This is a genomic window from uncultured Pontibacter sp. (genome assembly GCF_947495565.1).
Taxonomy (GTDB): Bacteria; Bacteroidota; Bacteroidia; order Cytophagales; family Hymenobacteraceae; genus Pontibacter.
In genome coordinates this window covers 1-23412 of sequence record NZ_CANLZM010000017.1, presented here as the reverse complement: position 1 = coordinate 23412, position 23412 = coordinate 1, and the positions used below count along the sequence as shown (strand labels likewise).

At 50.4% G+C, this 23412-nt stretch carries 16 protein-coding genes; 7 read left to right on the top strand and 9 right to left on the bottom strand.

Going from position 1 to position 23412, the window contains the following annotated elements; genetic code table 11:
* The first annotated feature begins 202 nt into the window (after positions 1 to 202).
* Positions 203 to 2668 carry an ATP-dependent helicase HrpB gene (hrpB, locus tag Q1B04_RS18050; protein WP_299761597.1) on the top strand — a complete coding sequence of 822 codons (2466 nt, stop codon included), beginning with the start codon at positions 203 to 205 and terminating at the stop codon, positions 2666 to 2668.
* Between the two features lie 360 nt (positions 2669 to 3028).
* On the opposite strand, the gene Q1B04_RS18045 is transcribed toward hrpB (Q1B04_RS18050), so the two are convergent.
* From Q1B04_RS18045 to Q1B04_RS18025, 5 genes are all read right to left on the bottom strand, one after another.
* A complete protein-coding gene (locus Q1B04_RS18045) occupies positions 3029 to 3493 on the bottom strand; it encodes a small multi-drug export protein (protein ID WP_299761594.1) in 465 nt (154 codons plus the stop codon).
* Positions 3494 to 4143: 650 nt separating this feature from the next.
* Positions 4144 to 5598, bottom strand: a complete 1455-nt coding sequence (locus Q1B04_RS18040; protein WP_299761591.1) for an alanine/glycine:cation symporter family protein — start codon at positions 5596 to 5598, stop codon at positions 4144 to 4146.
* Positions 5599 to 5999: 401 nt separating this feature from the next.
* Positions 6000 to 8546 carry an ATP-dependent helicase HrpB gene (hrpB, locus tag Q1B04_RS18035; protein ID WP_299761588.1) on the bottom strand — a complete coding sequence of 849 codons (2547 nt, stop codon included), beginning with the start codon at positions 8544 to 8546 and terminating at the stop codon, positions 6000 to 6002.
* Between the two features lie 205 nt (positions 8547 to 8751).
* Positions 8752 to 10485, bottom strand: coding sequence for a long-chain fatty acid--CoA ligase (locus Q1B04_RS18030; RefSeq protein WP_366524733.1), 1734 nt, complete (start codon positions 10483 to 10485; stop codon positions 8752 to 8754).
* 12 nt (positions 10486 to 10497) lie between these two features.
* Positions 10498 to 11481, bottom strand: a complete 984-nt coding sequence (locus Q1B04_RS18025) for an ABC transporter ATP-binding protein (protein WP_299761585.1) — start codon at positions 11479 to 11481, stop codon at positions 10498 to 10500.
* A gap of 479 nt (positions 11482 to 11960) precedes the next feature.
* On the opposite strand from Q1B04_RS18025, the gene Q1B04_RS18020 reads away from it, so the two are divergent.
* The 4 genes from Q1B04_RS18020 (at position 11961) to Q1B04_RS18005 (ending at position 15933) form a co-directional block, all read left to right on the top strand.
* The gene (locus Q1B04_RS18020; RefSeq protein WP_299761582.1) at positions 11961 to 12593 is read left to right on the top strand and encodes a carboxypeptidase-like regulatory domain-containing protein; all 633 of its coding nucleotides are present in this window, start codon (positions 11961 to 11963) and stop codon (positions 12591 to 12593) included.
* 225 nt (positions 12594 to 12818) lie between these two features.
* Positions 12819 to 13835 (top strand): kelch repeat-containing protein, encoded by a 1017-nt coding sequence (locus tag Q1B04_RS18015; protein ID WP_299761579.1) that lies wholly within the window; start codon positions 12819 to 12821, stop codon positions 13833 to 13835.
* Positions 13836 to 14074: 239 nt separating this feature from the next.
* A complete protein-coding gene (locus tag Q1B04_RS18010) occupies positions 14075 to 15175 on the top strand; it encodes a histidine kinase (RefSeq protein WP_299761576.1) in 1101 nt (366 codons plus the stop codon).
* Positions 15172 to 15933 carry a LytTR family DNA-binding domain-containing protein gene (locus Q1B04_RS18005; protein ID WP_299761573.1) on the top strand — a complete coding sequence of 254 codons (762 nt, stop codon included), beginning with the start codon at positions 15172 to 15174 and terminating at the stop codon, positions 15931 to 15933. Before Q1B04_RS18010 ends, Q1B04_RS18005 begins: the two co-directional genes overlap by 4 nt.
* Here Q1B04_RS18005 and Q1B04_RS18000 read toward each other — a convergent pair.
* The gene (locus tag Q1B04_RS18000; RefSeq protein ID WP_299761570.1) at positions 15920 to 16075 is read right to left on the bottom strand and encodes a hypothetical protein; all 156 of its coding nucleotides are present in this window, start codon (positions 16073 to 16075) and stop codon (positions 15920 to 15922) included. The genes Q1B04_RS18005 and Q1B04_RS18000 overlap by 14 nt on opposite strands.
* Before the next feature lie 32 nt (positions 16076 to 16107).
* Between Q1B04_RS18000 and Q1B04_RS17995 the strand changes: the two genes are divergently transcribed.
* Positions 16108 to 18882 carry an outer membrane beta-barrel protein gene (locus Q1B04_RS17995; protein WP_299761567.1) on the top strand — a complete coding sequence of 925 codons (2775 nt, stop codon included), beginning with the start codon at positions 16108 to 16110 and terminating at the stop codon, positions 18880 to 18882.
* A gap of 135 nt (positions 18883 to 19017) precedes the next feature.
* Positions 19018 to 19392 (top strand): hypothetical protein, encoded by a 375-nt coding sequence (locus tag Q1B04_RS17990; RefSeq protein WP_299761564.1) that lies wholly within the window; start codon positions 19018 to 19020, stop codon positions 19390 to 19392.
* A gap of 172 nt (positions 19393 to 19564) precedes the next feature.
* On the opposite strand, the gene Q1B04_RS17985 is transcribed toward Q1B04_RS17990, so the two are convergent.
* The 3 genes from Q1B04_RS17985 to Q1B04_RS17975 form a co-directional block, all read right to left on the bottom strand.
* A complete protein-coding gene (locus Q1B04_RS17985; RefSeq protein ID WP_299761562.1) occupies positions 19565 to 20797 on the bottom strand; it encodes a spore maturation protein in 1233 nt (410 codons plus the stop codon).
* Between the two features lie 124 nt (positions 20798 to 20921).
* Complete coding sequence (locus Q1B04_RS17980; protein ID WP_299761559.1) at positions 20922 to 22358, bottom strand: M14 family zinc carboxypeptidase; 1437 nt, start codon at positions 22356 to 22358, stop codon at positions 20922 to 20924.
* 642 nt (positions 22359 to 23000) lie between these two features.
* Positions 23001 to 23324, bottom strand: a complete 324-nt coding sequence (locus tag Q1B04_RS17975) for a hypothetical protein (RefSeq protein WP_299761556.1) — start codon at positions 23322 to 23324, stop codon at positions 23001 to 23003.
* Positions 23325 to 23412 lie beyond the last annotated feature (88 nt).

Below are 23412 nucleotides of genomic sequence, written 5' to 3'. Positions count from 1 at the left end.
ATGTTTTTAAACCAAATATATTAAAATAATTTAACTCAGATATGCCTTCTTGCATCAATATTATGCAAGGTAAAGAAGTATGTTGGTAGAGAAATTATAAATGTCAATATCTGATAAAAGACATCCTGTTAGTAAACTCACAATGTGTAAATTTGTGCAGAGATTTATCAATTTATAAATATTTCAGTTATAATAAGTCCCCTTGTCCTTCAACCCATTTACCATAGACTTACCCGTTCGGGAAATTATACCTGCCGTTAGGGAGCACCTGGCGGCGCAGAACACGCTGATCGTAAACGCTCCTCCTGGAGCCGGTAAAAGCACCTTGCTGCCGCTGGCGTTGCTGGACGAGGCCTGGCTGAAAGATCAGAAGATCATTATGCTGGAGCCCCGGCGCTTGGCGGCTAAAACCATTGCCGAGCGCCTGGCGCAGTTGCTGGGCGAGGAGGTAGGCCAGACCGTCGGCTACCGTATCCGTTTCGAGACGCGCATTTCCGAGCGCACCCGCATCGAGGTCGTAACCGAAGGCATCCTCACCCGCATGATCCACAGCGACCGCTCGCTGACGGGCATCGGTATCGTGATCTTCGACGAGTTTCATGAGCGCAGCATCCATGCCGATGTGGCCATGGCCCTGAGCCGGGAGGCGCAGCACACGCTACGCCCAGACTTGCGCATTATGGTGATGTCGGCTACCCTGGATATGCCCCAGCTCACGAGTTTGCTCAAAGCTCCGGTGGCGCAAAGTATGGGGCGGCAATACCCCATCGAAACCTTTTACACCGGCGACGCCGACGACCGCATGTTGCCCGAAATGACAGCCAAAGTAGTGCAGCAGGCAGCAAAGGAGCAGGAGGGGGATATCCTCGTGTTTCTGCCTGGCGAAAACGACATACGAAAGGTTGAAACCATACTTCGCAAGCAAATGCGTGGCGTGCAAATACACCCGCTGTTCGGGATGCTGCCCTTCGGCAAGCAATATGCTGCCATTATGCCCGACCGCCAGGGCAGGCGCAAAGTAGTGCTGGCGACAAGTATAGCCGAGACCAGCTTAACCATAGAAGGCATTTCGGTGGTGGTGGATACGGGCTTCGGGAAAACCTCCCGCTTCGATCCGAAGTCCGGTTTGTCGCGCCTTGAAACAGTGCGCATCTCCAAAGACGCCGCCGACCAGCGTGCCGGTCGCGCCGGCCGTTTGGGCCCCGGCACCGCCTACCGCATGTGGAGCAAAACCACGCAGGAGCGTATGGCCCCGCACCGCACCCCAGAGATCATGGAAGCAGACCTGGCGAACCTGGTGCTGGACATGGCGCAGTGGGGCATTACCGATATCCGTGGCCTTACCTGGCTGAACCCGCCACCACGCGCTGCCTTGCAATATGCCACCGAAATGCTGCACCAACTGCAGGCGCTGGAGAACGGCCGCATCACTGAGCACGGCAAACGCATGCACACGCTGCCTTGCCACCCACGTATTGCGCACATGCTGCTCAAAGCCGAAGAGACCGACCAGGTGGCGCTGGCAAGTGATATTGCTGCCGTCCTGGAAGAACGCGACCCGCTGGACCGCAACGCCGGCATTGACATCAATTTAAGAGTAGAAGCCCTTAGAAGGTATAGAAAAGAGCAAGGGCAGGGCAAGCGTTTCAGTAAGATAGAGAAGATCGCCCGCTCATACCGCCAGCTGTTTGAAGTGGAGCCCGAGAACGGCACCTTTGACGAGTATGAAGCCGGTGTGCTGCTTGCGCATTGCTATCCGGAGCGCATCGCCTATGCCCGCCCCGGCAACAACGCACAGTTCCAGCTGGCCAGCGGCCAATATGCTTCTGCCGGTCATAGAGATGATCTGGCGCACGAACCCTGGCTAGCCATTGCGCACCTGCACGCAGGCACCGGCGATAACCCGGGTCGCATTTTCCTGGCTTCGCCGCTCAACCCCCGCGACCTGGCTCCGCTGTTAAAGCAGCAGGAGGTATACCACTGGGACGTGAACGACGGCGAACTCACCGCCTCGCTGGACACGCGCATCGGGAGCATCGTGCTGCAAAGCAAACCGCTGCCAGCACCCGACGAGAAGCACCGCGTACCGGCTATGTCGGAGGCTATAAAAGTTGAAGGCGAGCACCTGCTGGATTTCAACCACGAGCTAACGCAATGGCAAAACCGCGTGCTGAGCCTGCGCAAATGGCGCCCCTCCGAGTTCTGGCCCGACGTGAGCACCAGCACCCTGCTCATGACGAACTGGGATTGGCTGCAGCCATACCTGTTTGACATCGAGCACCCCGATGAGCTGATGGAGCTGGAGTTGCTGCCGATCCTGGAAAAGAAGTACCTGGACGATGAGCAGCGGGCAAGGCTAGACGTGCTGGCTCCTGCTTTTTTGACGTTGCCCGATGGGTCAAGTATAGAGCTGGAGTATAAACCCGATGGTGCTCAGCCCAAGCTGGATATACGTCTGCAGGATGTGCTGGCGTGGGAGAGTAGCCCGAAAGTGGATGAAGGCGAAATGACGGTAGAGCTGGCCCTGTTAACGCCGGATTTGAAATCAATCACCACTGTTTCGGATCTGGCTAGTTTCTGGAAAGGGAATTACCGCGTGATCAAGCGGCAGCTGGAAGTGGTGTTTCCGGAAGTGACTTGGGAGCGGGGTCAGGATTTGCAGGGTTGAAAGATTGACAGGATTGCTCATGCACGATTGTCATCCCCCTGCCCTTATCGAGGGTCAGGGGGATGATGAGGGTTGCTGATCATACCTCCAAATTATACTTAGGTTTCAGTAGCAGATCTAACCCAAAACCTCAGTTAACAAACGCTACTTAATCGGTCAGTTCTTCCACCTCCCACAAGTTTTCAACTCGCGGTTTTGCTTGGCAGCAAGCTTTCAGCTTGCGAAAGTATACCTGTTGGTTAACCCAAACTGAAAGCTTGCCTCATGATAAGCCACATGATAAAATCTTGCGGCAGGATGGGGGTAGGGGGAATCTGGAAATTTTAAGTATGGAGTGAACTGGCTAGCGGCTTCAGTGGCTTAGAGCTTTTGCCAACCTAGAAGGCCGAGGTAAGAGCCGGCTCCTACAAAAACGGAGGAGATAATCACGCCAAGGGTAATTGCCAGGAATGCTCTTTTACGCTCTATTTTGAAAATATTCGCCGCAATAGTGCCCATGTAGGCTCCGGTGCCCGGCAGCGGGATCATCACAAATACCATCAAACCCCAGAAACCATGCTTCTGCACATTGCCGCCTACAATCTTTTTAGCTCTTTTAGACACGAAAACAACGCCTCTTTTATACGCCCGAAATGGCCAAAAGCGCTTGCTAAACGTGTCGATCAGCCACATTAGGAGCGGGAAAACAAGGGAATTGGCAATTGTTCCGATCAGAACTGCCCAGATAAAATTAACATTGTTAAGCAAAGCGTAGGGAATACCGGCACGTGCTTCCCCAAAAGGTGAAAGACTTAGTAAGAAAGTATGGATAAGCGTTTCCAGCATAAAGTATTTATAAATAACAAAGCCTGCAAATTGTATCGGTTGATACCCAACTAAATGTCTGTGTGGCAAATTTACCACACAAATCGGTCTATCGGTGTTGCTACAATTTCCTAACAGGGGCCAAAGGATAAAGATTCAGTCACTGTTTGTTTGAAGCTGCAAACCTCCGCAGATTTATACTTATTCCAAAGCTTATTTCAATTAAAAAGCAAATTAAAATCCGATCCTTAAATCTTTAGCTAACCCGCTAATACAACGAGCCGCCGCGTTGGGCCTTGCAAACAAAAACTGCAGCTGCTTTCCCTAGTATACGGCTGCCACAAATAATATAATTGCACTATCTATAGAACTTGTTTTGGTGCCGAAGTGGTTGATTTACAGCTGATTTTCCTGTTTAGTGAGTAAAACAGGAGCGTGCAAGTATAAATGCTGTAAAAGAACAGAGGTGAGCAGCCATATTTTAAATCTATAAAAAAAAACACGAACAAAACTGTCCGTGCCTTCTGTATTGAATTTTTACCTATAACGTTTAAAAAGTCCGCATGCCTCCTTATTTCAATCAAGCAGAAACTCTTTTTTTAAGAGGAGCAGGGCCATTCTATACTTAAAGTTAGGTTTGTGATATCAATATTATACTTATTGTTTTAAGCTTAAACTGTCTGCAGTGCTTTGTCTTCCTGTGCCTGCTTGTCCCACAATTCAGCGTTTTTAATGCCAATCTCTGCTGGCCTGAAAACAGGGTCTAAACCGGCCTTGCGCTGCGCCTGGTAGTCTTTTAAAGCACGAATAGCGGGCTTGCGAAGCAGGATGATGGCCACTACGTTAAACCAAGCCATAATGCCTACACCGATATCTCCTAATACCCACGCCGACTCAGCCGTTTTTATAGAGCCATAAAAAGTAGAGCCCAAGATCAGGGCACGCAGCCCCCAAAGCATCCATTTGCTGCCTTTGGCATTCAGGTAGCTCAGGTTTGTCTCGGCAATATAGTAATAAGCCATAATGGTGGTAAAGGCAAAGAACAGCAGCGAGATAGCTACAAAGCCGCTTCCCAACGTCGGGAAATGGGTGTTAACCGCATATTGGGTATACTCTGGCCCGAACGCCACGCCTGGCAGGTTCTCTACAATGAATCCTCCTTCAGGGTTCACCACATTATACTGCCCGGTAAACAGGATCATGAAAGCCGTAGCGGTGCAAACAAAGAGCGTATCCACGTACACCGAGAAAGCCTGTACCAAGCCTTGCTTGGCCGGGTGGCTCACCTCTGCAGCCGCTGCCGCGTGTGGCGCTGTGCCTTGTCCGGCCTCGTTAGAATAGATGCCACGCTTTACACCCCACGATATAGCCATACCGAACACGCCCGCAAAGGCTGGCTCCAGGTCAAAAGCTGAACTAACGATCAGGCTAAGCATAGCCGGCACTTCCGACAAATTCATGAAGATGATGACGATGGTCATGAGGATATAAGCGCCTGCCATAAAAGGCACTGCCACCTGCGCCACCTTGCCAATGCGCTTTACGCCCCCGAACACAATCAGGGCAAGCAGTAAAGTAACGGCACCACCCGTTATAGCCACCGGTATATCAAAGGCATTGTTGACACTGGAGGCGATGCTGTTGCTCTGCACACCTGGCAGGAACAAGGCCATACTCATGATAGTGGCTACGGCAAATACGACGGCATACCATTTAATACCAAGCCCTTTTTCGATGTAATAGGCCGGCCCGCCTCTGTATTCTCCGTCCTTCACCTGCTTGTATATCTGGCCCAGGGTTGCCTCTATAAAAGCGGAAGCGCTACCGAGGAAGGCAATTACCCACATCCAAAACACAGCGCCCGGACCGCCCATGGCAATGGCTGTAGCTACACCGGCAATATTTCCGGTACCAACGCGGCCAGCTATAGCCACTGTAAATGCCTGAAAAGAGCTGATTCCTTTTTGGGAAGACTGTCCGTTAAAAAGCAGGTGAAGCATTTCGCGCAGGTAGCGCACCTGCAGGAATTTGGTTATAACCGAAAAGTACACCCCTGCCCCAAGGCAAAGTATAATAAGGGCATTGCTCCAGACAATATCGTTAATAGCATTGATGATGTTTTCCATGTGGGTTCAGCAGGGATGAAAGCATTTAAAATTCCTTTTGTCGCACCTGTTCCTGATCAGGAACAAAGATTCGCAGGCTTAAATTAAATGAATTTTATCAGAAATGCTGTGAAAGCTGCTGTAGGAGCAGGAAAAACTTAAATAGTCTGGTGTAAGAATATGGTTTAGGATGACTGGTTTTATATCAGCAGCCGAGCATATTTAGGGTTTATTAATACTACATTGCCTGCCCTTGCTGCGTGTTTTCGCCAGCAAGATTAACAGCATCTGCATTTTGATTGTTAGTGAAAACACCAACAATGGCGGGTGTAGGGCCCTATAACTAAAAACTCTAAACAGCTTCAGCATAATGCTTCCGCGAGATTGAAAATCTTCTCGACTACCTTCAGGTTTTTAGTGCATTACCCCGGCCTTTTCTTTGTGCCTCTGGTTGGCGGAGCGGAAAGCGGATCATCGGGCCAATGGTGTTTAGGGTAGCGGCCGCGCATGTCTTTGCGCACATCAAAGTAGCCGTTGCTCCAAAAGCTGCGGAGGTCGCGGGTAACCTGCACAGGGCGCGAGGCAGGAGAGAGCAGGTGCAACAGCAGCGGTACTCTGCCGCCCCCGATACGCGGCGTATCCAGCAAACCGAACACCTCCTGCAGGCGCACCGCCAGCACAGGTGTAGCTACATCCGTATAGTCCAGCGCGATGCGGGATCCGCTGGGCACCTGCAGGTGTGAGGGGGCCAGGTGGTCCATTTTCTGCCGCTGCTCCCAGCTCAGGTCAGCCAGTAGTATTTCGCCTAAATCCAGCCGGGCCACCTGGTCTAGCGAGCGCAGACCGTAAAGGTGCGGCGCCAGCCATACTTCCATACTTTCCGCCAAAGCCGCGTCTGACACATCCGGCCATTTCTCCGGCTCCAAGGCATACAGGAATGCAAGCCTTTGCCTTGTACCGGTGGCTTCTTTGGACCAGGGCAGTCTGTCTGTGCCTTTCTCCTGTAGTGCCTGCAGCAGCGCTTCAGCTACCTGGTCTGGGTTCGGTTTGGAAATGACAGACTCTTCTAAAGTAAGGGCTCCCAAGGTGGTTATTTTTCGGGCTACTACTTGTGCGGTAGCTTCCACCCAGCGTACTTGCTGGCGTGTTTCCAGTTGCTCAGAAAAGTGCTCCAGTAAATCCGGTTTAGTGAGCGGCGCTGCCAAAAGCACCCGTGGCTGTTTCCCCAGGTCCAGGTGAGCTATGGCGTAGAAAGCCGCTTCGCCAAAAATTTCAGTGGGCAGGTTGGCCCTGTGGCCGGTCACCAGGCGCACCCGGCCGGACGATTCGCGCTGTGCGATCCGGTCAGGGTATGCTAAGGCTGTAAGTATACCTGCCAGCTCTGGGTTTATACTTGCTTCTGTTTCACGGAGCCGTTGCCGCAGGTTCTGAGCCTGCTCTTTTACCCGCCGCAGGGCGTTCTCATCCAGTACAAAACCGGGTGTGTGCGGTCTTTTGCCAGCCAATAGCTCCAGGCGCAGATGCAGGTCCGGCAGTCCTTGTCCCCACGAAAGCTGGAGCGGCTTCAGCAAGTCACGCTCCGAAAGTATGGCTGCCAGGGCACAGGCCGTAGAAGTATAACCGAGCTCATGCCCGCGCATCACCAGGTGGCCCAGGCGTGGGTGCATGCCCAGCGCGGCAAGGGCCTTGCCGTGTGGCGTAGGGTTCCCGGCACCATCAATAGCCTGCAGGCGCAGCAGGAGGTCTTGAGCCAGGGATAAGGCGGCAGCGGGTGGTGTATCCAGCCAGTTGAGTTCTGCGGCATCTTTTACACCCCACAGCGCCAGTTCTAGCATCAACCCCGAAAGATCCGCATCGAATATTTCCGGTGCCTGACGTTCGGGCAGCTGCAGCTGATCTGCGGTAGACCAAAGGCGGTAGCACACGCCGGGGCCAAGTCGTCCGGCCCTTCCGCGTCGTTGGTCTGCTCCGGCCTTTGATACGGATACAGTATCTAAAGTCGTGAGCCCTGTTCTGGGAACAAATTTCGGGACACGGGCAAAGCCGCCGTCAATCACAATCCGGATCCCCTCTATAGTTAAGCTGGTTTCGGCAATGCTGGTGGCCAGTACTATTTTGCGCTTTTTCTGAGGAGATGGCTGAATGGCGGCTACCTGCTTGGAAAGCGGCAGATCACCGTGCAGCAGGTGCAGCTCAACATCGGCAGCGAGTTTTCCCTCCAGTTGTTGCGCCACTTTCCGCATCTCGCCCATGCCCGGCAGAAAAGTAAGTATGTCTCCCTCGGGTTCCTGTTTTAATGCATTTCGGATTGCTGCAGGTACCAGGTTGGTGAGGCGTTGAGTTGGGTAGTTGCCGGCAGCAACCACTTCGGCAGGAGAGAGGTAGTGCGTCTCCACGGGGTACATGCGGCCTTGGCTTCGTACCACAGATGCTTTTAGCCAGTTGCCAATGCCTGTTGCATCTAAGGTGGCGCTCATAACAAGTATGCGCAGGTCCGGGCGCAGTACGGCTTGTGCATCCAGCGCCAGCGCCAGTCCTAAATCTGCCTGCAGGTTGCGCTCGTGGTATTCATCAAAAATGATGGCGTCTATGCCTTCCAGCGTAGGGTCGTCTTGGATAAGGCGGGTGAGAATACCTTCCGTAACGACTTCTACTTTGGTTCTGGCTGATACCTTGTGGTCCATCCGTACCCAATAGCCCACCGTTTGCCCCACAGGCTCGCCCATCAGGTCGGCCATGCGCTCGGCAGCGGCTCTGGTTGCTAACCTGCGTGGCTCCAGCACAAGTATTTTGCCCTCGTTGCGCCAGTTGGCCTCCAGCAGCGCCAGTGGCACCAGTGTTGTTTTACCGGCTCCCGGAGGCGCTTCCAGCACCGCGCGGTTGTGGCTGTTAAGCGCTTCCAATAATCTAGGAAGCGCTTCTTTAACTGGTAAATCCGGTAAGCCGGAAAGTATGTTGGTGGTTGCCATGTATCCTCAAAGTTCGCAATTGTTTCTGAGAAAGCGTAGCGTGTACAAATGCAGCTATACTTAAGGCGGCTTTCATGAAAAATTAGTAAATTAAAAATAGAGGATGATATAAGATCCTGCCGTTTTACCTGGCATACATTGAGCTAATCAGGTCTTCATACTTGCCAACAATAACTCTGCGCTTCAGTTTGAGCGTTGGCGTTAGTTAGCCTCCTCCGATAGTCCATTGGTGCGGCATCAGCACAAATTTCTTTACCTGCTCTACCGGGTTAAAGAATTGGTTGTAATGGTCAATGGCCTCTCTGAACAGCGCTCGTACCTCTTTGTCAGCCACTGCGGCAGCGTCGCCGGGGTAAGGCAAGCCTTGCTGCGCGTACCACTCCTTTAGCGTATGGAAAGCCGGGACAATCAGTGCGCCAACGAATTTCTGTAACTCGCCAACCACCATAATCTGCTCGATCCAGTTACTTTCCACCATGCGGTTTTCGATGGGCTGAGGTGCCACATACTTGCCGCCGCTGGTTTTAAAGAGCTCTTTCTTGCGGTCTGTAATCTTCAGGAATTTGCCTTCTACCATTGTGCCGATGTCGCCGGTGTGCAGCCACTCGCCCTCTATTACTTCGGCTGTCAGGTCGGGGCGTTTGTAGTAGCCCATCATCACGTTATGGCCTTTGCAGAGAATCTCGCCATCGGGGGCAATTTTCACTTCCACATTCTCCAGCAGCGGCCCCACCGTGCCGAACATGCGGTTTTTTTCGCTGTAGCGGTTGCCGCTGATAATAGGGGAGGCTTCTGTCAGGCCGTAACCTTCCTGTATCACAATGCCGGCGGCGGTAAATACTTTGAGCAGGCGCACCTGGCAGGCTGCCGCGCCGGTAATCACGGCCTTCAGTTCTCCGCCCAGTGCCTCGCGCCACTTGCTAAAGATAAGCTTATCGGCTAAGGCCAGTTGCAGGCGGTAATTTATACTTTGCGGCTGGTTAATCTCGAATTGCTCTGCCAGTTTCAGAGCCCAAAAAAACAGCTTCTTTTTGGTGCCCTTCAGCGCATTTCCTTTGGCCACGATGCCTTCATATACTTTCTCGAGCAGGCGGGGCACCGTGGTAAACAGCGTAGGCTTTACTTCCCGCAGGTTCTCGCCGATTTTCTCCATTCCCTCGGCATAGTATACCGACACGCCACTGTAGAAAAAGCAGTACGTGGCCATGCGCTCAAAAGCGTGGTTGAGCGGCAGAAAACTCAGCGCCTTTTTCCCGCGCACGCCAACCTCCTGTATAACTTTAGCGCTGCCGAACACATTGCTCACAACATTACGATGCGAGAGCATGACCCCTTTGGGCGTTCCGGTGGTGCCGGAAGTATAAAGTATGGTGGCCAGGTCGGTTTCGTTTACAGCAGCGCGGCGCTGCTGCACCTGCTGCGCTGCGGCAGGCGTTGGCTCCACGAGCAGCTCCTGCCAGTTTTTGGCTTCCGGAACAGGCTCGAAAGTATACATATCCTTTAAGGCGGGGAGGCCGCTGCTTATACTTTGCAGTTTTTCGTACAAAGCCGCATCGCCCACAAAAACTATTTTTACGCTGGCATCCTGAAGTATAAACTGCAGTTCGCTGTTGTTGATGTTCGGGTAAACAGGCACAGACACAGCCCCTGTCTGCTGAATGGCCATATCCACCAGCATCCATTCCGGACAGTTGTGGCTGATAATGGCTATCTTATCCCGGCCTTCGGTGGTGCCGTCGCCACGGGATATGCCAAGGGCCAACAGGGCTGCAGTTAGCTGATCAACCTTATGGCTAACTTCCTGGGTGCTATACTTGCGCCACACGCCGTTTTCTTTGGCGCTGAGCATGTCCTCCAGCGGGAAATTTTTTAACTGATATGTAAGGCAGTCGAACAGCCGCTTTGGCTCCTCTGCCTGCATTAAATTCTTATTCTGCATTAGTCGCTATACTTAAACCTGCCAGGCATCTTCCTCCGAGAGGGTAACAAATACGCTGTCGCCTTTGCGGTAGCCGCTTTCTGTGGTTTTTATTTTTACCAGATCATCCGGCAGCTGCACCTCTATTTCATAAAAGCTCCCGAAGTAGCCAATTGTGTTTACTTTACCGGCAAGTGCCATGTTTCCGTCTGCCACCAACTTAAAGCTCTCGGGGCGTACCAGCATGGTTTTGCCATCTGTGTGGAGACCTTGCAAATCGGAGAAAGCTTTTGTGCCGGCATCGCTTAGGCGGTTGTAGCTGCCAAACAAAGCGGCAGTATACTCGTTTACGGGCTGCCTGTAAATTTGCCTTGGTGTGCCTTTTTGCTGCAGCTGTCCGTCTCTCAGCACCAGGATCTCGTCGGCCCAAGAGAGGGTGTCGTGCGGGTCGTGGGAGATGAGGGTGCAGGTGATATCCAGTTCGTCGCTGATGTCGCGGATCACTTCCTTCAGGATATTTTTATGAGCTGTGTCGAGGTTAGAGTAAGGCTCATCGAGCAGCAGCAGGCGCGGAGCAGTGCTAAGCATACGGGCCAGGGCAATGCGTTGCCGCTCGCCCCCCGACAGTTGATTTGTTTTGCGCGGCAAAAGGTGGCTTACACGGCAGATAGCATACAGCAAAGCAGCCTCCTCACCAGGCAGGGCATTGGCATACCGCAGCACCTGCTCCACACGCAGGGAATGGGGCAACTCGAAATGCTGCGAGAGGTAAGCGATACCCGGATGCCCCGGCACCAGCTTTTCAGCCGGACCGATCACCTCTTCCCTTTCAAACTGCACCTGCCCTGAGGTTGGCTGCACCAGCCCGGCAATAGTTTTGAGCAAGGTGCTTTTTCCTGAGCCGGTCTCGCCTGCAATAGCTATCTTCTGGAATTCCTGCTGGCTAAAGCTGATGTCGTGCAGCACGGTTTTGCCGCCTTCCTCCACCCTGATCTCGGCTACTTCTAAAAAACTCATGTATACTTGAAAGAGGTAATTTGTAGAATGTTTTCTGTACTTAGGCTCTTCCGCTTTAGTGCCTGCTTTGCGGTAGAAAGGTTTCAATTCTCTAACATCTCCTAAAATGGCAATCGCTGGTTCAGAACCTGTGCAAAGGTACTCTAAAGCCGGCTGGTTTCCCATCTTTTGCTGGGCTTGATGCACAGGGCAAAGTATAAAATACCCAGTGAACTGCCTGCGCTTAAGTATGCAATGTGGTTTGTAAAGTTGGCTGCCGCTTTTAGTCTGAGCAAAGTATGTCCGCCTCAGCCTCTATTTTGTCCGGTTCAGGATAATTTACGGTGAAATCTCCGGGGCAGCTGCCACCTTTGTGCCTACCTGATGCTCGCCCCGGATTTTATTAGTTGAAAACAACGAGAGTAGCCTCAGCCAGAGGCGAAGCACAAGGCGCTTGAGCCAGCGATACTTCTGGAGAGCAACCGAAAAGATAAACCTAAATGAAGCCTGTAGTTTGTGTTGCTCTTATCCTGCTGTTGTCCTTGGTGGTTGTTTCTGCGTTTGGGCAGGATAGCCGCAGCCACGTGATAGGAAAAGTGGTGCGGTCAGACTCGCTTGCTCCCGCTGAAGGGGCCAGTATCATCAACATAAATACGCAGTTGGGCACCATAGCAGACCGAAACGGCATGTTCCTGCTAAAAGCCTCTCCCGGCGACTCGGTGCTGGTGCGCTCGATAGGGTTTAAGTCTGTGGTTTACCAGGTAACAGCGGCTGATTTGACAGGAAAAGCGATAGACTTTTTGCTGCAGGAAGAAAGCGTTACGCTACAGGAGGTGGAAATTACAAGCTTGCCCTCTTTAGAGCAACTCAAGCGAAACTATGGGAGAAAGCCGGCAGATCAAAGCCAGGTGAAAAACCCGGCTTTCAGGCCCAGCCCTGAAAATGCAGCCGTGCCCGAAGGCAAAATTACGATAGGTTCTCCGGTAAGTATGCTCTACAATGTTTTCTCTAAAGAGGCCAAGGAACTGCAAAAGCTGGAGGAGTTTGAGGCAAAGCAGCGGCAGGAACAGGCACGCCAGGAGCAGCAAAAGTATAACAGCTTCTTTCTGAATAACGAAGGGTATGAGCAATAAGCAGCTCAGGCAAAACATGGTCAGTTCAGGTGGCTAATTGCCTGCTTCGGCATTTTTTACCTTGAGAAAGCTAGCGCAGGAGTAGAATTTTGAACCTGAAACAAGAAAGCGGCTGCAGCGCTTCAAGCTAAAATTTGGGCTGGTAAACATGCTTCCTGTATCCAGTAGCCGCTTTTAGAGTGAGTTCATAACCATTTACAAATAGTAGTGCCTTAATAAATTTTAATGATGAGAATTTACAAAAATCAACAGCCACTTAGACTCTTAAAAAGCTTAATCCTGGTGCTGGTGCTAGGCTTTGTTTCCTCCTGCGACAGCGATGATGACACGACAGACCTGCTGGGGGATTGGCAGAAAGTGTCTGATTTTGCCGGCGTATCGCGGAGCGGGGCTGTTTCCTTTACCATCGACGATGTGGCGTATGTAGGTACCGGTTTTGACGGGAACAGCAGGCTGCAGGACTTCTGGCAATACGACCCGTCCAAAGGATCCTGGATCAGGAAAGCTTCTTTTCCGGGAGTGGGCAGAAATATGGCGGTAAGCTTTACGGCAAACGGCAAAGGCTACGTAGGCACCGGGTATGATGGCACAAACTTTCTCCGCGACTTCTGGGAGTATGATCCGCAGGCAAACACCTGGACCCAAATTGCTGATTTTCCGGGTTCGGCACGCTACGGCGCAGTTGCCATGTCATTAGAGGAGAAAGGCTACGTGGGAGCTGGCTATGACGGTAATTATCAGAAAGACTTCTGGCAGTATGACCCCAGCACCGGGCAGTGGCAGGAGCGCGTAGGCCTGGGCGGCGCCAAAAGATTAAACGCTTTCAGCTTCACCTACAACGGCAAGGGCTATATTGGTGGCGGTATCAACAATGGGCTGTACCAAACTGACTTCCTGGAGTATGACCCTGCAAACGATTCCTGGAGAAAATTGAAAGGGCTTAGCGAGGATGACCGGGAAGGCGAAACCTATCCGACCCCAAGAACATCTGCCGTTACGTTTGTACTCAGCAACAGGGTTTTTCTAGTTACCGGCTCCAACGGTGGCGTACTTTCGGATGTGTGGGAGTATGAAGCTGCCAGCGACCTGTGGGTGGAGCGTTCTGCGTTTGAGGGCAGCGCCAGGGAAGGGGCTGTTGGCTTTGCCATCGGAAACTACGGATACATTACAACAGGCCAAAGCTCCACGTACCGTTTTGATGACCTATGGCAAGTGGACCCTTCCATTGTAGCCGAAGATTAAAGATTTCTAGAGGTAACATCTGGAAAGAAGCCCGAACGAATACTTGTTTTTCATAGATTACTGTTTATACTGAGGAGCCTGACCTGTGGTTAGGCTTTTCTTTATACCAGGGCAGGAGCGGAGGTGGCGGCTTATGTGCCGTTTTTATACCTTGCTAGGAGTTGAGTGCATTTATATTCATAGAAAGCTGATTCGCTTAAAAACACGGCACAGTTTGCCCGGCAGCAGGCTCTAAAAGTATGATTCAAAAACCTAACAATATTATAAAAGAGCTTTTGGTGGTGGCCCTGATTACGTCGGTTTTCTTTGGCATATTCAGTGTGCTGCCCATGCTGCTAACATCCGGCAGTCCGTTTAACTTTCAGCCTTCTCCGCCGCGCAACCCCGAAGTTGCCGAACGGGTTCTGAGGGGAGTACGGGACAGGCCCATGAGAGGCTTCTCTGTTAACATACTAGTTACAACGCTTCTGATGCTGACGCTGTGGCTGATGAATATTATACTTTACGCCCGGCTTCAGGCGCTGGAAGGTAAAGAGCGGGTGAAGAACATTGTGCGCTACTGCTTAAGCTATGCGCTGATGTTTGGCCTTATTTCCTTATACTATTTTACGCTCGGCCAGCTCTCCATCAGGCATGGGTACGGCAGAGCGCTTTTTGTGCCTTTTATTGCCGGGCTTACCAACAACACCATTGTCATTATTATACTTGACCTGGTGGTGCTGCAACGGAAAAAGGCGCAGGTGGAGCTGGAAAACGCGCAGCTAAAAATGAGCAGCATACAGGCGCAGCACCAGCACCTGAAGCACCAGTTACAGCCGCATTTCCTTTTCAACTCGCTTAACACACTCAAAACGCTCATCAAGCGCCACCCGCTGGAGGCTGAAGATTACCTGGTGCGGCTGTCCGAGTTTCTGCGGGCTTCCCTCACTGCTGACAACAAAGATATAGTGGCCCTGCGGGATGAGCTGAAACTCTGTACAGATTACCTGGAGATGCAGAAAGTACGCTTTAAAAACGCGTTTAATTATGAGGTGGAGATTCCGGATGAATGGATGGACACGGCTTTTTTACCTGTTTTCTCCCTGCAGCTCCTCGTAGAGAATGCCATCAAGCACAACGGTTTTACAAATGAGGAGCCGCTGCACATTCTCATCAGCTACCAAGGCAGCGGCTACCTGAAGGTGCGCAACAACAAAAAACAGAAACTTATTAGTGAACCATCATCCGGTATCGGTCTTAAAAACCTGAAAGAGCGGTACCAGGTGCTGTCGGATAAGCAGGTAAGCGTAACAGATGCAGAAGATTATTTTTCGGTGCAACTCCCAATTCTAAGCAAGTGAAAATCGTAATTATAGAAGATGAGCCGCTCATGGCCGAAGACCTGGCAGATACGCTCCGCCAGGTAGATAACACGGTAGGAATAGAAGCAGTTTTAGCCTCTGTTAAAAGCGCTGTTGCCTACTTTCAGGAAAACGAATTTCCTGACCTGATCTTCTCAGACATTCAGTTGGGTGATGGCCTTAGTTTTGAAATTTTCAGGGCTGTTGCTACCGCCACGCCTGTTATCTTCTGCACCGCCTACGATGCCTACGCACTGGATGCCTTCAAAGCCAATGGCATCGACTACGTGCTGAAGCCCTTTTCCAGAGAATTGATTAAAGAAGCCTTGCAAAAGTATAAAAAGCTGCAGCAAAACCTTGCCAAGCAAGACGCCTCCATTCATAACCTGCTAAGCCTTTTTGAGAACCGGCTTACGCAGAAGCGCAGTTCCATACTTGTGTACCAGCGCGATAAAATACTGCCGTTGCCCGTTGCTGAAATAGCCCTTGCGTATGTAGAAAACCAGCTGACGCGGGTAATATGCTTTGACGGTAAAACCCACAACGTGAACCATACTTTAGATGAGCTGGAAAGTATACTTGCACCTCATTTTTTCAGGGCTAACCGGCAGTTTCTTGTCAACCATGCTGCCGTAAAAGAAGCGTCTCATTATTTTGGGCGAAAGCTGCATGTAGCGCTCACCATTCCGTTTCAGGAGGATGTTATCGTGAGCAAGGCAAAGAGCTCCAAGTTTCTGGAGTGGCTTACCAGCCAGTAAGTATACTTGCCAGGCCCAGGCTGCTGATACCTCGTTTGTTACCGTAATTTAATTTGAAGATTGTCCGCTTCATTCCCCACTTTGTCCGGCTCACATTCCTTTCTGTTACATCCTTTTGATAGATAGCTGATCTTTGTTTCACAAGCTGCCTGTAGGGCATTTAATTTTATTGTGATGCAAAGATTACTCTTTTTTATACTTGCTTTTTTCGCCGTGCTGCAGGCTTCTGCCCAGGGCGTTACCGTGTACGGCTCTGTGCGCAGCGCCACAGACCAATCTGCTTTGCCAGGTGCAAGCGTTGTGCTTACACGCGTGACCTATGATACAAAATCAGGCACTGCAACAGATACGGCTGGGGTTTTCAAATTTGGCAATGTACAGGCCGGCATGTATACGTTGGAGGTGAGTTACCTTGGCTTTAAGCCCCTTACAAAAAGTGTGCAGGTACAGGAAGGAATGGTGAACCTGGGCAAGTTGGAACTGGAGGAAGCCGCCACTACCATAAAAGAAGTGCAGGTGGTGGGGCGTGTGCCGCTTGGCGACCAAAAAGGCGATACCACCTCGTTTAACGCAGGCGCTTTTAAAACTGCTCCCGATGCCAGCGCTGAGGACCTGGTGCAGAAAATGCCGGGTATTACGGTAGTTAACGGCACTATACAGGCGCAGGGCCAGGACGTGAAGCAGGTGCTGGTAGACGGCAAGCGCTTTTTCGGAGATGACCCGAGCGCTGCGCTGCGCAACCTGCCTGCCGACGTTATCGCCAGCATCGAAATATTTGATAAGAAAAGCGACAAGGCAGAACTGACCGGAGTGGATGACGGCAACGAGGCGAAAACCATCAACATCGTAACCAAGCCAGACCGCCGGAACGGTGTGTTTGGCAAAGCCTCCGCCGGCTACGGCACCGACAACCGCTATATGATTGGCGCCAGCCTTAACTTTTTCGACGGCGACAGGAGGATAACCTTTACCGGACTTTCCAACAACATCAACATGTTAGATTTCTCAGTGGGCGAGACGCCTGGTGGTGGCATGAGGGGGCGCCGCTCCCCGTCTGGCGGCGGTAATACCTCCGGGTTAATCTCCACCAACACCTTTGGCCTGAACTACAGCGACATGTGGAGCGATAAAGTGGAGGTTACGGGGAATTACAAATTTACAGATCGCGATATTCAGAATGATCAGTACCGGGTGCAGCAGTACATTTTGGCGGCAGACTCAGGGCGTGTGTATACCGAAAACAACCTGAGCAGCACCCGCACCACAGACCATCAGTTTAACCTACGCCTGGACTATGATATTAACGAGAACAACCGCCTGCTCTTTACGCCCAGCCTTACTTTGAAGCAGGTGGATACTAACGAAAGTATAAGCGCCTCAACGGTAAATAATAACGGTGCCATAAACGAAACACAAAACAACACGGCTTCAGATAACATCAGTTATACTTTAAAAAACAACCTGTACTTCAGCCATAAATTCGGCACGCCGGGTCGCACCGTTGCCGCCAGCCTGAACACAAGTATAAGTGGCACCGATGCGAGTAATGCTTTAATGGCCAACACGGTATACTACAGGGGGAACAACACCAATTTAGCGCAGGACCAGCAGGTAAGCCTGGACCGTAACGGCTTTACCTGGTCGGGTGACGTGACCTATACGGAGCCTGTGGGCGAGAACGGGCAGCTGCAGGCGCAGTACACAATTGGCAACCAACTAAACAACTCCGATAGGCGCACTTATACGCTTCAGGCTGAGGAGCAGCAGTATACTTATTTAGACACTACGCTGAGCAGCAAGTATAGCAGCGATTACCTGACACAGCGTTTCGGCACAGGGTATCAGTACAACAAAAACAGTTTGAGGGTGCGGGTAGGGGCTGCCTACCAGGTGGCCGAACTAGAAAGCGAGCAGCAGTTTCCGGAGGAGAATACCCTGAGCAGAACTTTTGTAAATGTGCTGCCGGATGCGCAGCTGAAGTATAAGTTCTCCGATACCCGCAACTTGGATTTTAACTATAGCACCAGTGTTAATGCGCCCAATGTAGAGCAGCTGCAGCAAGTGGTGGATACCAGCAACCCGCTTCAGTTAACGCAGGGTAACGCAGCCTTAGAGCCTAGCTACCAACATACTTTTAGAGCCGGTTTGCGCGACTTTAACCGCGAAACGAACCAGATGTTCTTTGTTGGCTTGTTCGGCAGCATTAGCCATAACTACATCGGTAGCAGCCTGGTTAGGGCGGAAGGGGAGCCGGTAAAACTGGAAAACGGACTGGTGCTGGAGCCGGGGCAGCAGCTGTCGCAACCTGTAAACCTGGATGGTTACTGGAACGTGCGTTCTGTCTTTCACTATGGCCTGCCGGTAAATTTCCTGAGCTCCAACTTTGGGTTAAACGGCAGTATAGGCTATACCCGAACGCCGGGCTTGGCAAACGGGGAGCTTAGTTATGTATCGTCGCCTAACTTTAGCGCAGGCCTGATGCTGAGCAGCAACATCAGCGAGAAAGTGGACTTTACCATCTCCAGCAACGCCACTTACAACATAGTCAAGAATTCGCTGCAGCCGGCGCTGGATAACAACTACTTTAACCAGAACACCAACCTGAAGCTTAACCTAATATTCTGGAAAGGGCTGGTTTATAGAACAGAGCTGAACCACCAGGCTTATGCAGGCTTATCCGAAGGGTATGATAACAACTACCTGCTCTGGAACATGAGCATCAGCAAAAAGCTGTTTAAAAACCAGCAGGGCGAGCTAAGCCTGAGCGTAAACGACCTGCTGCAGCAGAACGTGAGCTTGCAGCGCAACCTGGCCGCGCAGTACGTGGAGGATGTGCAGTCAAGTGCTTTGCAGCGCTACTTTATGCTTACTTTCACTTATAATCTGCGCAACTTCAGCGGGGGGCAGGATTCTCAGCAGGAGCGCAAATCGTCAAGGCCGCAAAATTGACGTTTTTCGGGAAGCGGCTTACCGCAGAGTTAGTAGATTAAGCGCTATAAAATCAATTATTTGTTAGATAAAAGAGGTGCTTTGTGCGCCTGGTCAATTTCAAAAATCAAGTATAATCAATTAAAAATAAGAAGTATGAAAAGAGCAATTTTAGTAACAATGTTGGCATTCTTTACCTCAGTAGGAACCTTTGCACAGGGCAGGCCAAACCAGGAGAAAGCAACAGTAGAGCAACGCGTTGAAAGGACTACCGCTAACTTAAAAGACAAAGTCACTCTTTCGGAAGCGCAGTGGGGGCAGGTGAACGAAATCTACACAGACTACTACAAGAGTATGGACAGTTTAAGAAGCACAAGCTCTGATAAACCCGACAGAAGCAAGATGCAGGAAATTATGAAAACCAGGGATGAAAAGCTGCAGGCCTTGGTAGGAGAAGAGAACTTGCAGATAATCAAAGACTCTGAAGCAGGCAAGCGTACCCAGAGCAAGCGCAGCGGCAGAAGAAACTAAGTAGCCACTATCAAGAGAACCATAAAAGCATAAAAACTACAGGAGCTGAAGTCCAAAAAGAAGAGGCGCATACTTGTATAAATTAACAGAAAAGCCGCTGGTGTTACCAGCGGCTTTTTGCATTTTCCACACTATTTTGGCCATAAACGTAGCTTTTTAAAAGCTTACTATTTTAATGGAAGAACATGTAAGCGATAAAGATAGCGGCTATCACACCTGCAAAATCCGCCAGCAGGCCGCAGGTAAGGGCGTACCTGGATTTGCGCACTCCAACAGAGCCAAAGTATACTGCCAGTATGTAAAAGGTTGTTTCGGTGGAGCCCTGAAAAACCGAAGCCATTCGCCCTACAAAAGAATCTGCTCCGTAGTTTGTCATCGCCTCTACCATCAGGCCTCTGGCACCGCTTCCGCTCAGGGGTTTCATAAAGGCAACAGGCAGCGCCGGCACAAAATCTGTATTCATACCTGTCAGGCTGATTGCGTAGGCAATGCCGTTTACCAGCATATCTAACGCGCCGGAGGTTCTGAACACGCCGATAGCCACCAATATGGCTACCAGGTAAGGAATGATGGTGATGGCTACTGTGAATCCTTCTTTGGCACCTTCTATAAACGCCTCGTAAACATTTACTTTCCGTAGCAGCGCCAAGCCAATAAAAGAGATGATGATGGAGAAAAGTATAACGTTGCTGGCTACCGTAGAGATAACGCTTACCTGCTCCTGCGGGATGATGGAGAAATAGTACATTAAGCCGCCGATGAGCAGTAGCAGCGAGCCCAGGTAAGCCATAATAACTTTGTCGAACAGGTTGATACGCTGGTACAGGGCCACTGCAATTAAGCCCACTACAGTGGCAAAAAAGGTAGCCAGAAGTATAGGAATGAAGATATCAGAAGGGTCTGCGGCGCCCAACTGCGCCCGGAACACCATGATGCTGATCGGGATGATGGTAAGGCCGGAGGTGTTGAGCACCAGGAACATGATCTGGGCATTAGAGGCGGTTTCCTTATCTGGGTTGAGTTCCTGCATCTCCTTCATGGCTTTAAGCCCAAGCGGAGTAGCCGCATTATCCAGCCCCAGCATATTGGCCGAAAAGTTCATCAGAATGGAGCCGAAAACCGGGTGGTTGTTGGGCAGCTCCGGAAACAGGCGGTGAAAAAACGGCCCCACCAGTCGGGCAAGTATGGCTACCACACCACCTTTTTCGCCTACTTTCATAAGACCCAGCCATAGCGTCATGACGCCGGTAAGGCCCAAGGAAATCTCGAAGCCCAACTTGGCATTATCGAAGGTGCTGGCTACAAGTTTCTGGAATATTTCTGTATCGTTAAAAAAGATAAGTTGAAACAGCGCAATAACAAAGGCAACCAGGAAGAAGATTGCCCACAGGTAGTTTAAAACCATTGGTAAAAAGGTTGGATGGGTTCAGATTTAGCCTGTAAGTTACAAAGCCGCTATAAGAAAAACCATTAGCGCCGGTGCGGAACCAATGGTTTTGCATAAGAATTTATATATAAGTATAAATAGGCTATAGCACCAAGCCATGAAACAGCTCGGGCAAGTCGGAGCGCATGTCGTATACAAAGCCGTTTACAATAGCATAACAGAACTTTCCGGTGCCATCCTGCAGCATAAAATTGGCTCCGGAGGCTAGTGTTAAAGTATGGTTTACCCTGCTCGTTGCGCTGATGATATTAAGCGGAAGCTCCAACGGGTTTATACTTTCCGGAAGCTTTTCTACCTGCACGGTGGTGTAGCCTTGTGCCAGCAGACCCTTTATTTCTAGAGGTTCAAGGTCGTTTATACTTGTAAAGAGCTTTTGGTACACTTTGCCAGGCACCAGGGTAAGGCCGGTTGCATCCACCTCCTCATACCCGTGAAAGATACTCAGGTCGCCGATCTGGTCTATCTGGCTGTTGTGGTAAAAGCCCTTGCCGTGAGGTGCATCTACCTCTTCCCTGAATATTCCTACATCCACCAGTACTTCATGGCCATACCTTGAATAGCGCACGTTTCGGAGCAGCAGGTCGTAGAGGTTGCGCTTGTTCTCCGGTATTTTATAGTAATCTTCTAATGGATAAACGCTATAGTGGTTGCCCGAAATCAGGTGCAGGGCCGATACAATGGAGGCGAAGTTGAGTTGGCGTATATACTGTTTCTCTGGATCTTCGGGGTATCCGCCAGACTCAATCAGGATAACGCTGGTGCCCCACTTTTGAATATTGTCGCCGAACGCCCTTGGCTCATACTCATCTGAAAACTTGGCTACGTGCCCCGGAATCAGCTGCTGCAGCGCCTCGTTCATACCCACAATAGTACGCATGGCGCGTTCGCGTACAGGGTTTACGGTTTGGTTGTGGTCGAAGGCTGGAGCCAGAAAAGATATGGTGGCTGGCTTTGGCGTGCTGCCCACAGTATAATAACGGCTCTGGTCGTGCAGGTTAAAGCCAAACTCCGGGTTCAGGGTGTCTCGCAGGTGCTTGAGCAGGCGTGCCTCCGGGCTTTGCAGCCGAAGGGCATCGCGGTTCAGGTCTATTTCCAGGGCATTATGGCGGGTATACCTTTCTGCCCCGTCGGGGTTCAGCATGGGCACGATGTAAAGCGTAAGCTGTTGCAGGATTTGCTGCCGCACTGTGTCTTGGGCGTCGGACAGCTGCAGGAAGTTAAACAGGTCGAACAGGGCCATGGTAGCCGTAGGCTCATCACCGTGCATCTGCGACCAAAGCAAGATCTTTGTTTTTCCGGTACCCGCTTTTATCAGGTATATATCGCGCTGCTCGACGGATTTGCCAACAACCCGTACATCAAAAAGCGGGTTGTGGCGGAGCCGTTCCAGGAGCGGCAAAATATCACGGTGCTTAAACCGCCTTTGTTGCAGCGCCGGCTCTTTGTAAGCAGCGAAATGTTGATAAGCAAGCTGCGCCACCTCTTTAGTAAGCTGCGTCTGCACTAGTGAAAGGCTCATGATTTAAAGTATGAGGATAAGAAATTGCCGTAGCAGTTTAGAGGTTTTAGGTTGGGTTAATGTAAAGTTGCTGACGTCTCGTGCATAATGTGGGCAAAGCGTCAGCCGCAGCTTTGCTCATGTGCTTTGTTAGCTGTGGGTATTCTTCTTAATGTCCAAGGAAAATTATTGCAATAACAAAGACTACAAACACAGTTATGCCGCTTATCAAGTAAGATTTTGCTTCACTCTGACTGTTAGCATTTATACTGTTTTTATAAAAAAGACATAGGATTAACTCCATTGACATAGATGCTGCTGTAATTATACCTTTCCCTGTCCATTGGGAGTAAAATTTGCTGTTTGCTCCTTCTCCGAAGTGGCCCCAAGCTAAAATGAAATACATGAACCATAACCCAATCAGAAAAGCAAGAGTTAAAACTAAGGCTAATGTCATGTGTAGCCAATTTGTTTTCTCTCTCAGTACTTGGGGCATTTTGTTCATCTTGTTTAGTACCTACTTTTTCTAATTCTTTATTTGGAGCTTCTAAAATTTTATTACCAGCTAACGTTTAGTACAGGCTATGTGGAGGCGTCAGCCGAACATGCAGCCTGTGCCGTGTTTTAGCCTGTTTTTTATACTATATCCTCCGTAAATTCAATTTAAAACCTTGGTTTCAACTGTACTTTGAGTATATAATTTCTGCCTGTTAACATTATTCTTTTTTCTGCTTTATTGTCACTAAGCACACTCAAGGAAGAAATGTTTTGCAGATTCATGTTAGCAATCTCAAAGTTGCCCTTTGAAACTTTAAATGAAACTTCATTATAAGACGGTGTCATAGAGAAAGCAATTACTTCGTTTTCGGGATTGCTATACTTATAAGTTGATTGGTTATAATAAAACGGAACATCGGCTACAGAATCAAGCGTATCAGGCTCACTCTCAAAAACAGCCATTAATTCATACTCTTCTGGGTGTTCCATTTCTTAACTCAAATCCTGACTAACGTTTATTTCTCAGGCCATTGTGAAGCCTAACTCTTCAGGTCCTAGGTCTAATTTAGCGATGTTT

Coding starts and splice junctions, on each gene's coding strand:
- Q1B04_RS18015 (WP_299761579.1), top strand. CDS start 12,819: ATGATGAGAATTTACAAAAATCAACAGCCACTTAGACTCTTAAAAAGC.
- Q1B04_RS18020 (WP_299761582.1), top strand. CDS start 11,961: ATGAAGCCTGTAGTTTGTGTTGCTCTTATCCTGCTGTTGTCCTTGGTG.
- Q1B04_RS17985 (WP_299761562.1), bottom strand. CDS start 20,797: ATGGTTTTAAACTACCTGTGGGCAATCTTCTTCCTGGTTGCCTTTGTT.
- Q1B04_RS18040 (WP_299761591.1), bottom strand. CDS start 5,598: ATGGAAAACATCATCAATGCTATTAACGATATTGTCTGGAGCAATGCC.
- Q1B04_RS17995 (WP_299761567.1), top strand. CDS start 16,108: ATGCAAAGATTACTCTTTTTTATACTTGCTTTTTTCGCCGTGCTGCAG.
- Q1B04_RS17975 (WP_299761556.1), bottom strand. CDS start 23,324: ATGGAACACCCAGAAGAGTATGAATTAATGGCTGTTTTTGAGAGTGAG.
- Q1B04_RS17990 (WP_299761564.1), top strand. CDS start 19,018: ATGAAAAGAGCAATTTTAGTAACAATGTTGGCATTCTTTACCTCAGTA.
- hrpB (WP_299761588.1), bottom strand. CDS start 8,546: ATGGCAACCACCAACATACTTTCCGGCTTACCGGATTTACCAGTTAAA.
- Q1B04_RS18010 (WP_299761576.1), top strand. CDS start 14,075: ATGATTCAAAAACCTAACAATATTATAAAAGAGCTTTTGGTGGTGGCC.
- Q1B04_RS17980 (WP_299761559.1), bottom strand. CDS start 22,358: ATGAGCCTTTCACTAGTGCAGACGCAGCTTACTAAAGAGGTGGCGCAG.
- Q1B04_RS18030 (WP_366524733.1), bottom strand. CDS start 10,485: ATGCAGAATAAGAATTTAATGCAGGCAGAGGAGCCAAAGCGGCTGTTC.
- Q1B04_RS18045 (WP_299761594.1), bottom strand. CDS start 3,493: ATGCTGGAAACGCTTATCCATACTTTCTTACTAAGTCTTTCACCTTTT.
- Q1B04_RS18025 (WP_299761585.1), bottom strand. CDS start 11,481: ATGAGTTTTTTAGAAGTAGCCGAGATCAGGGTGGAGGAAGGCGGCAAA.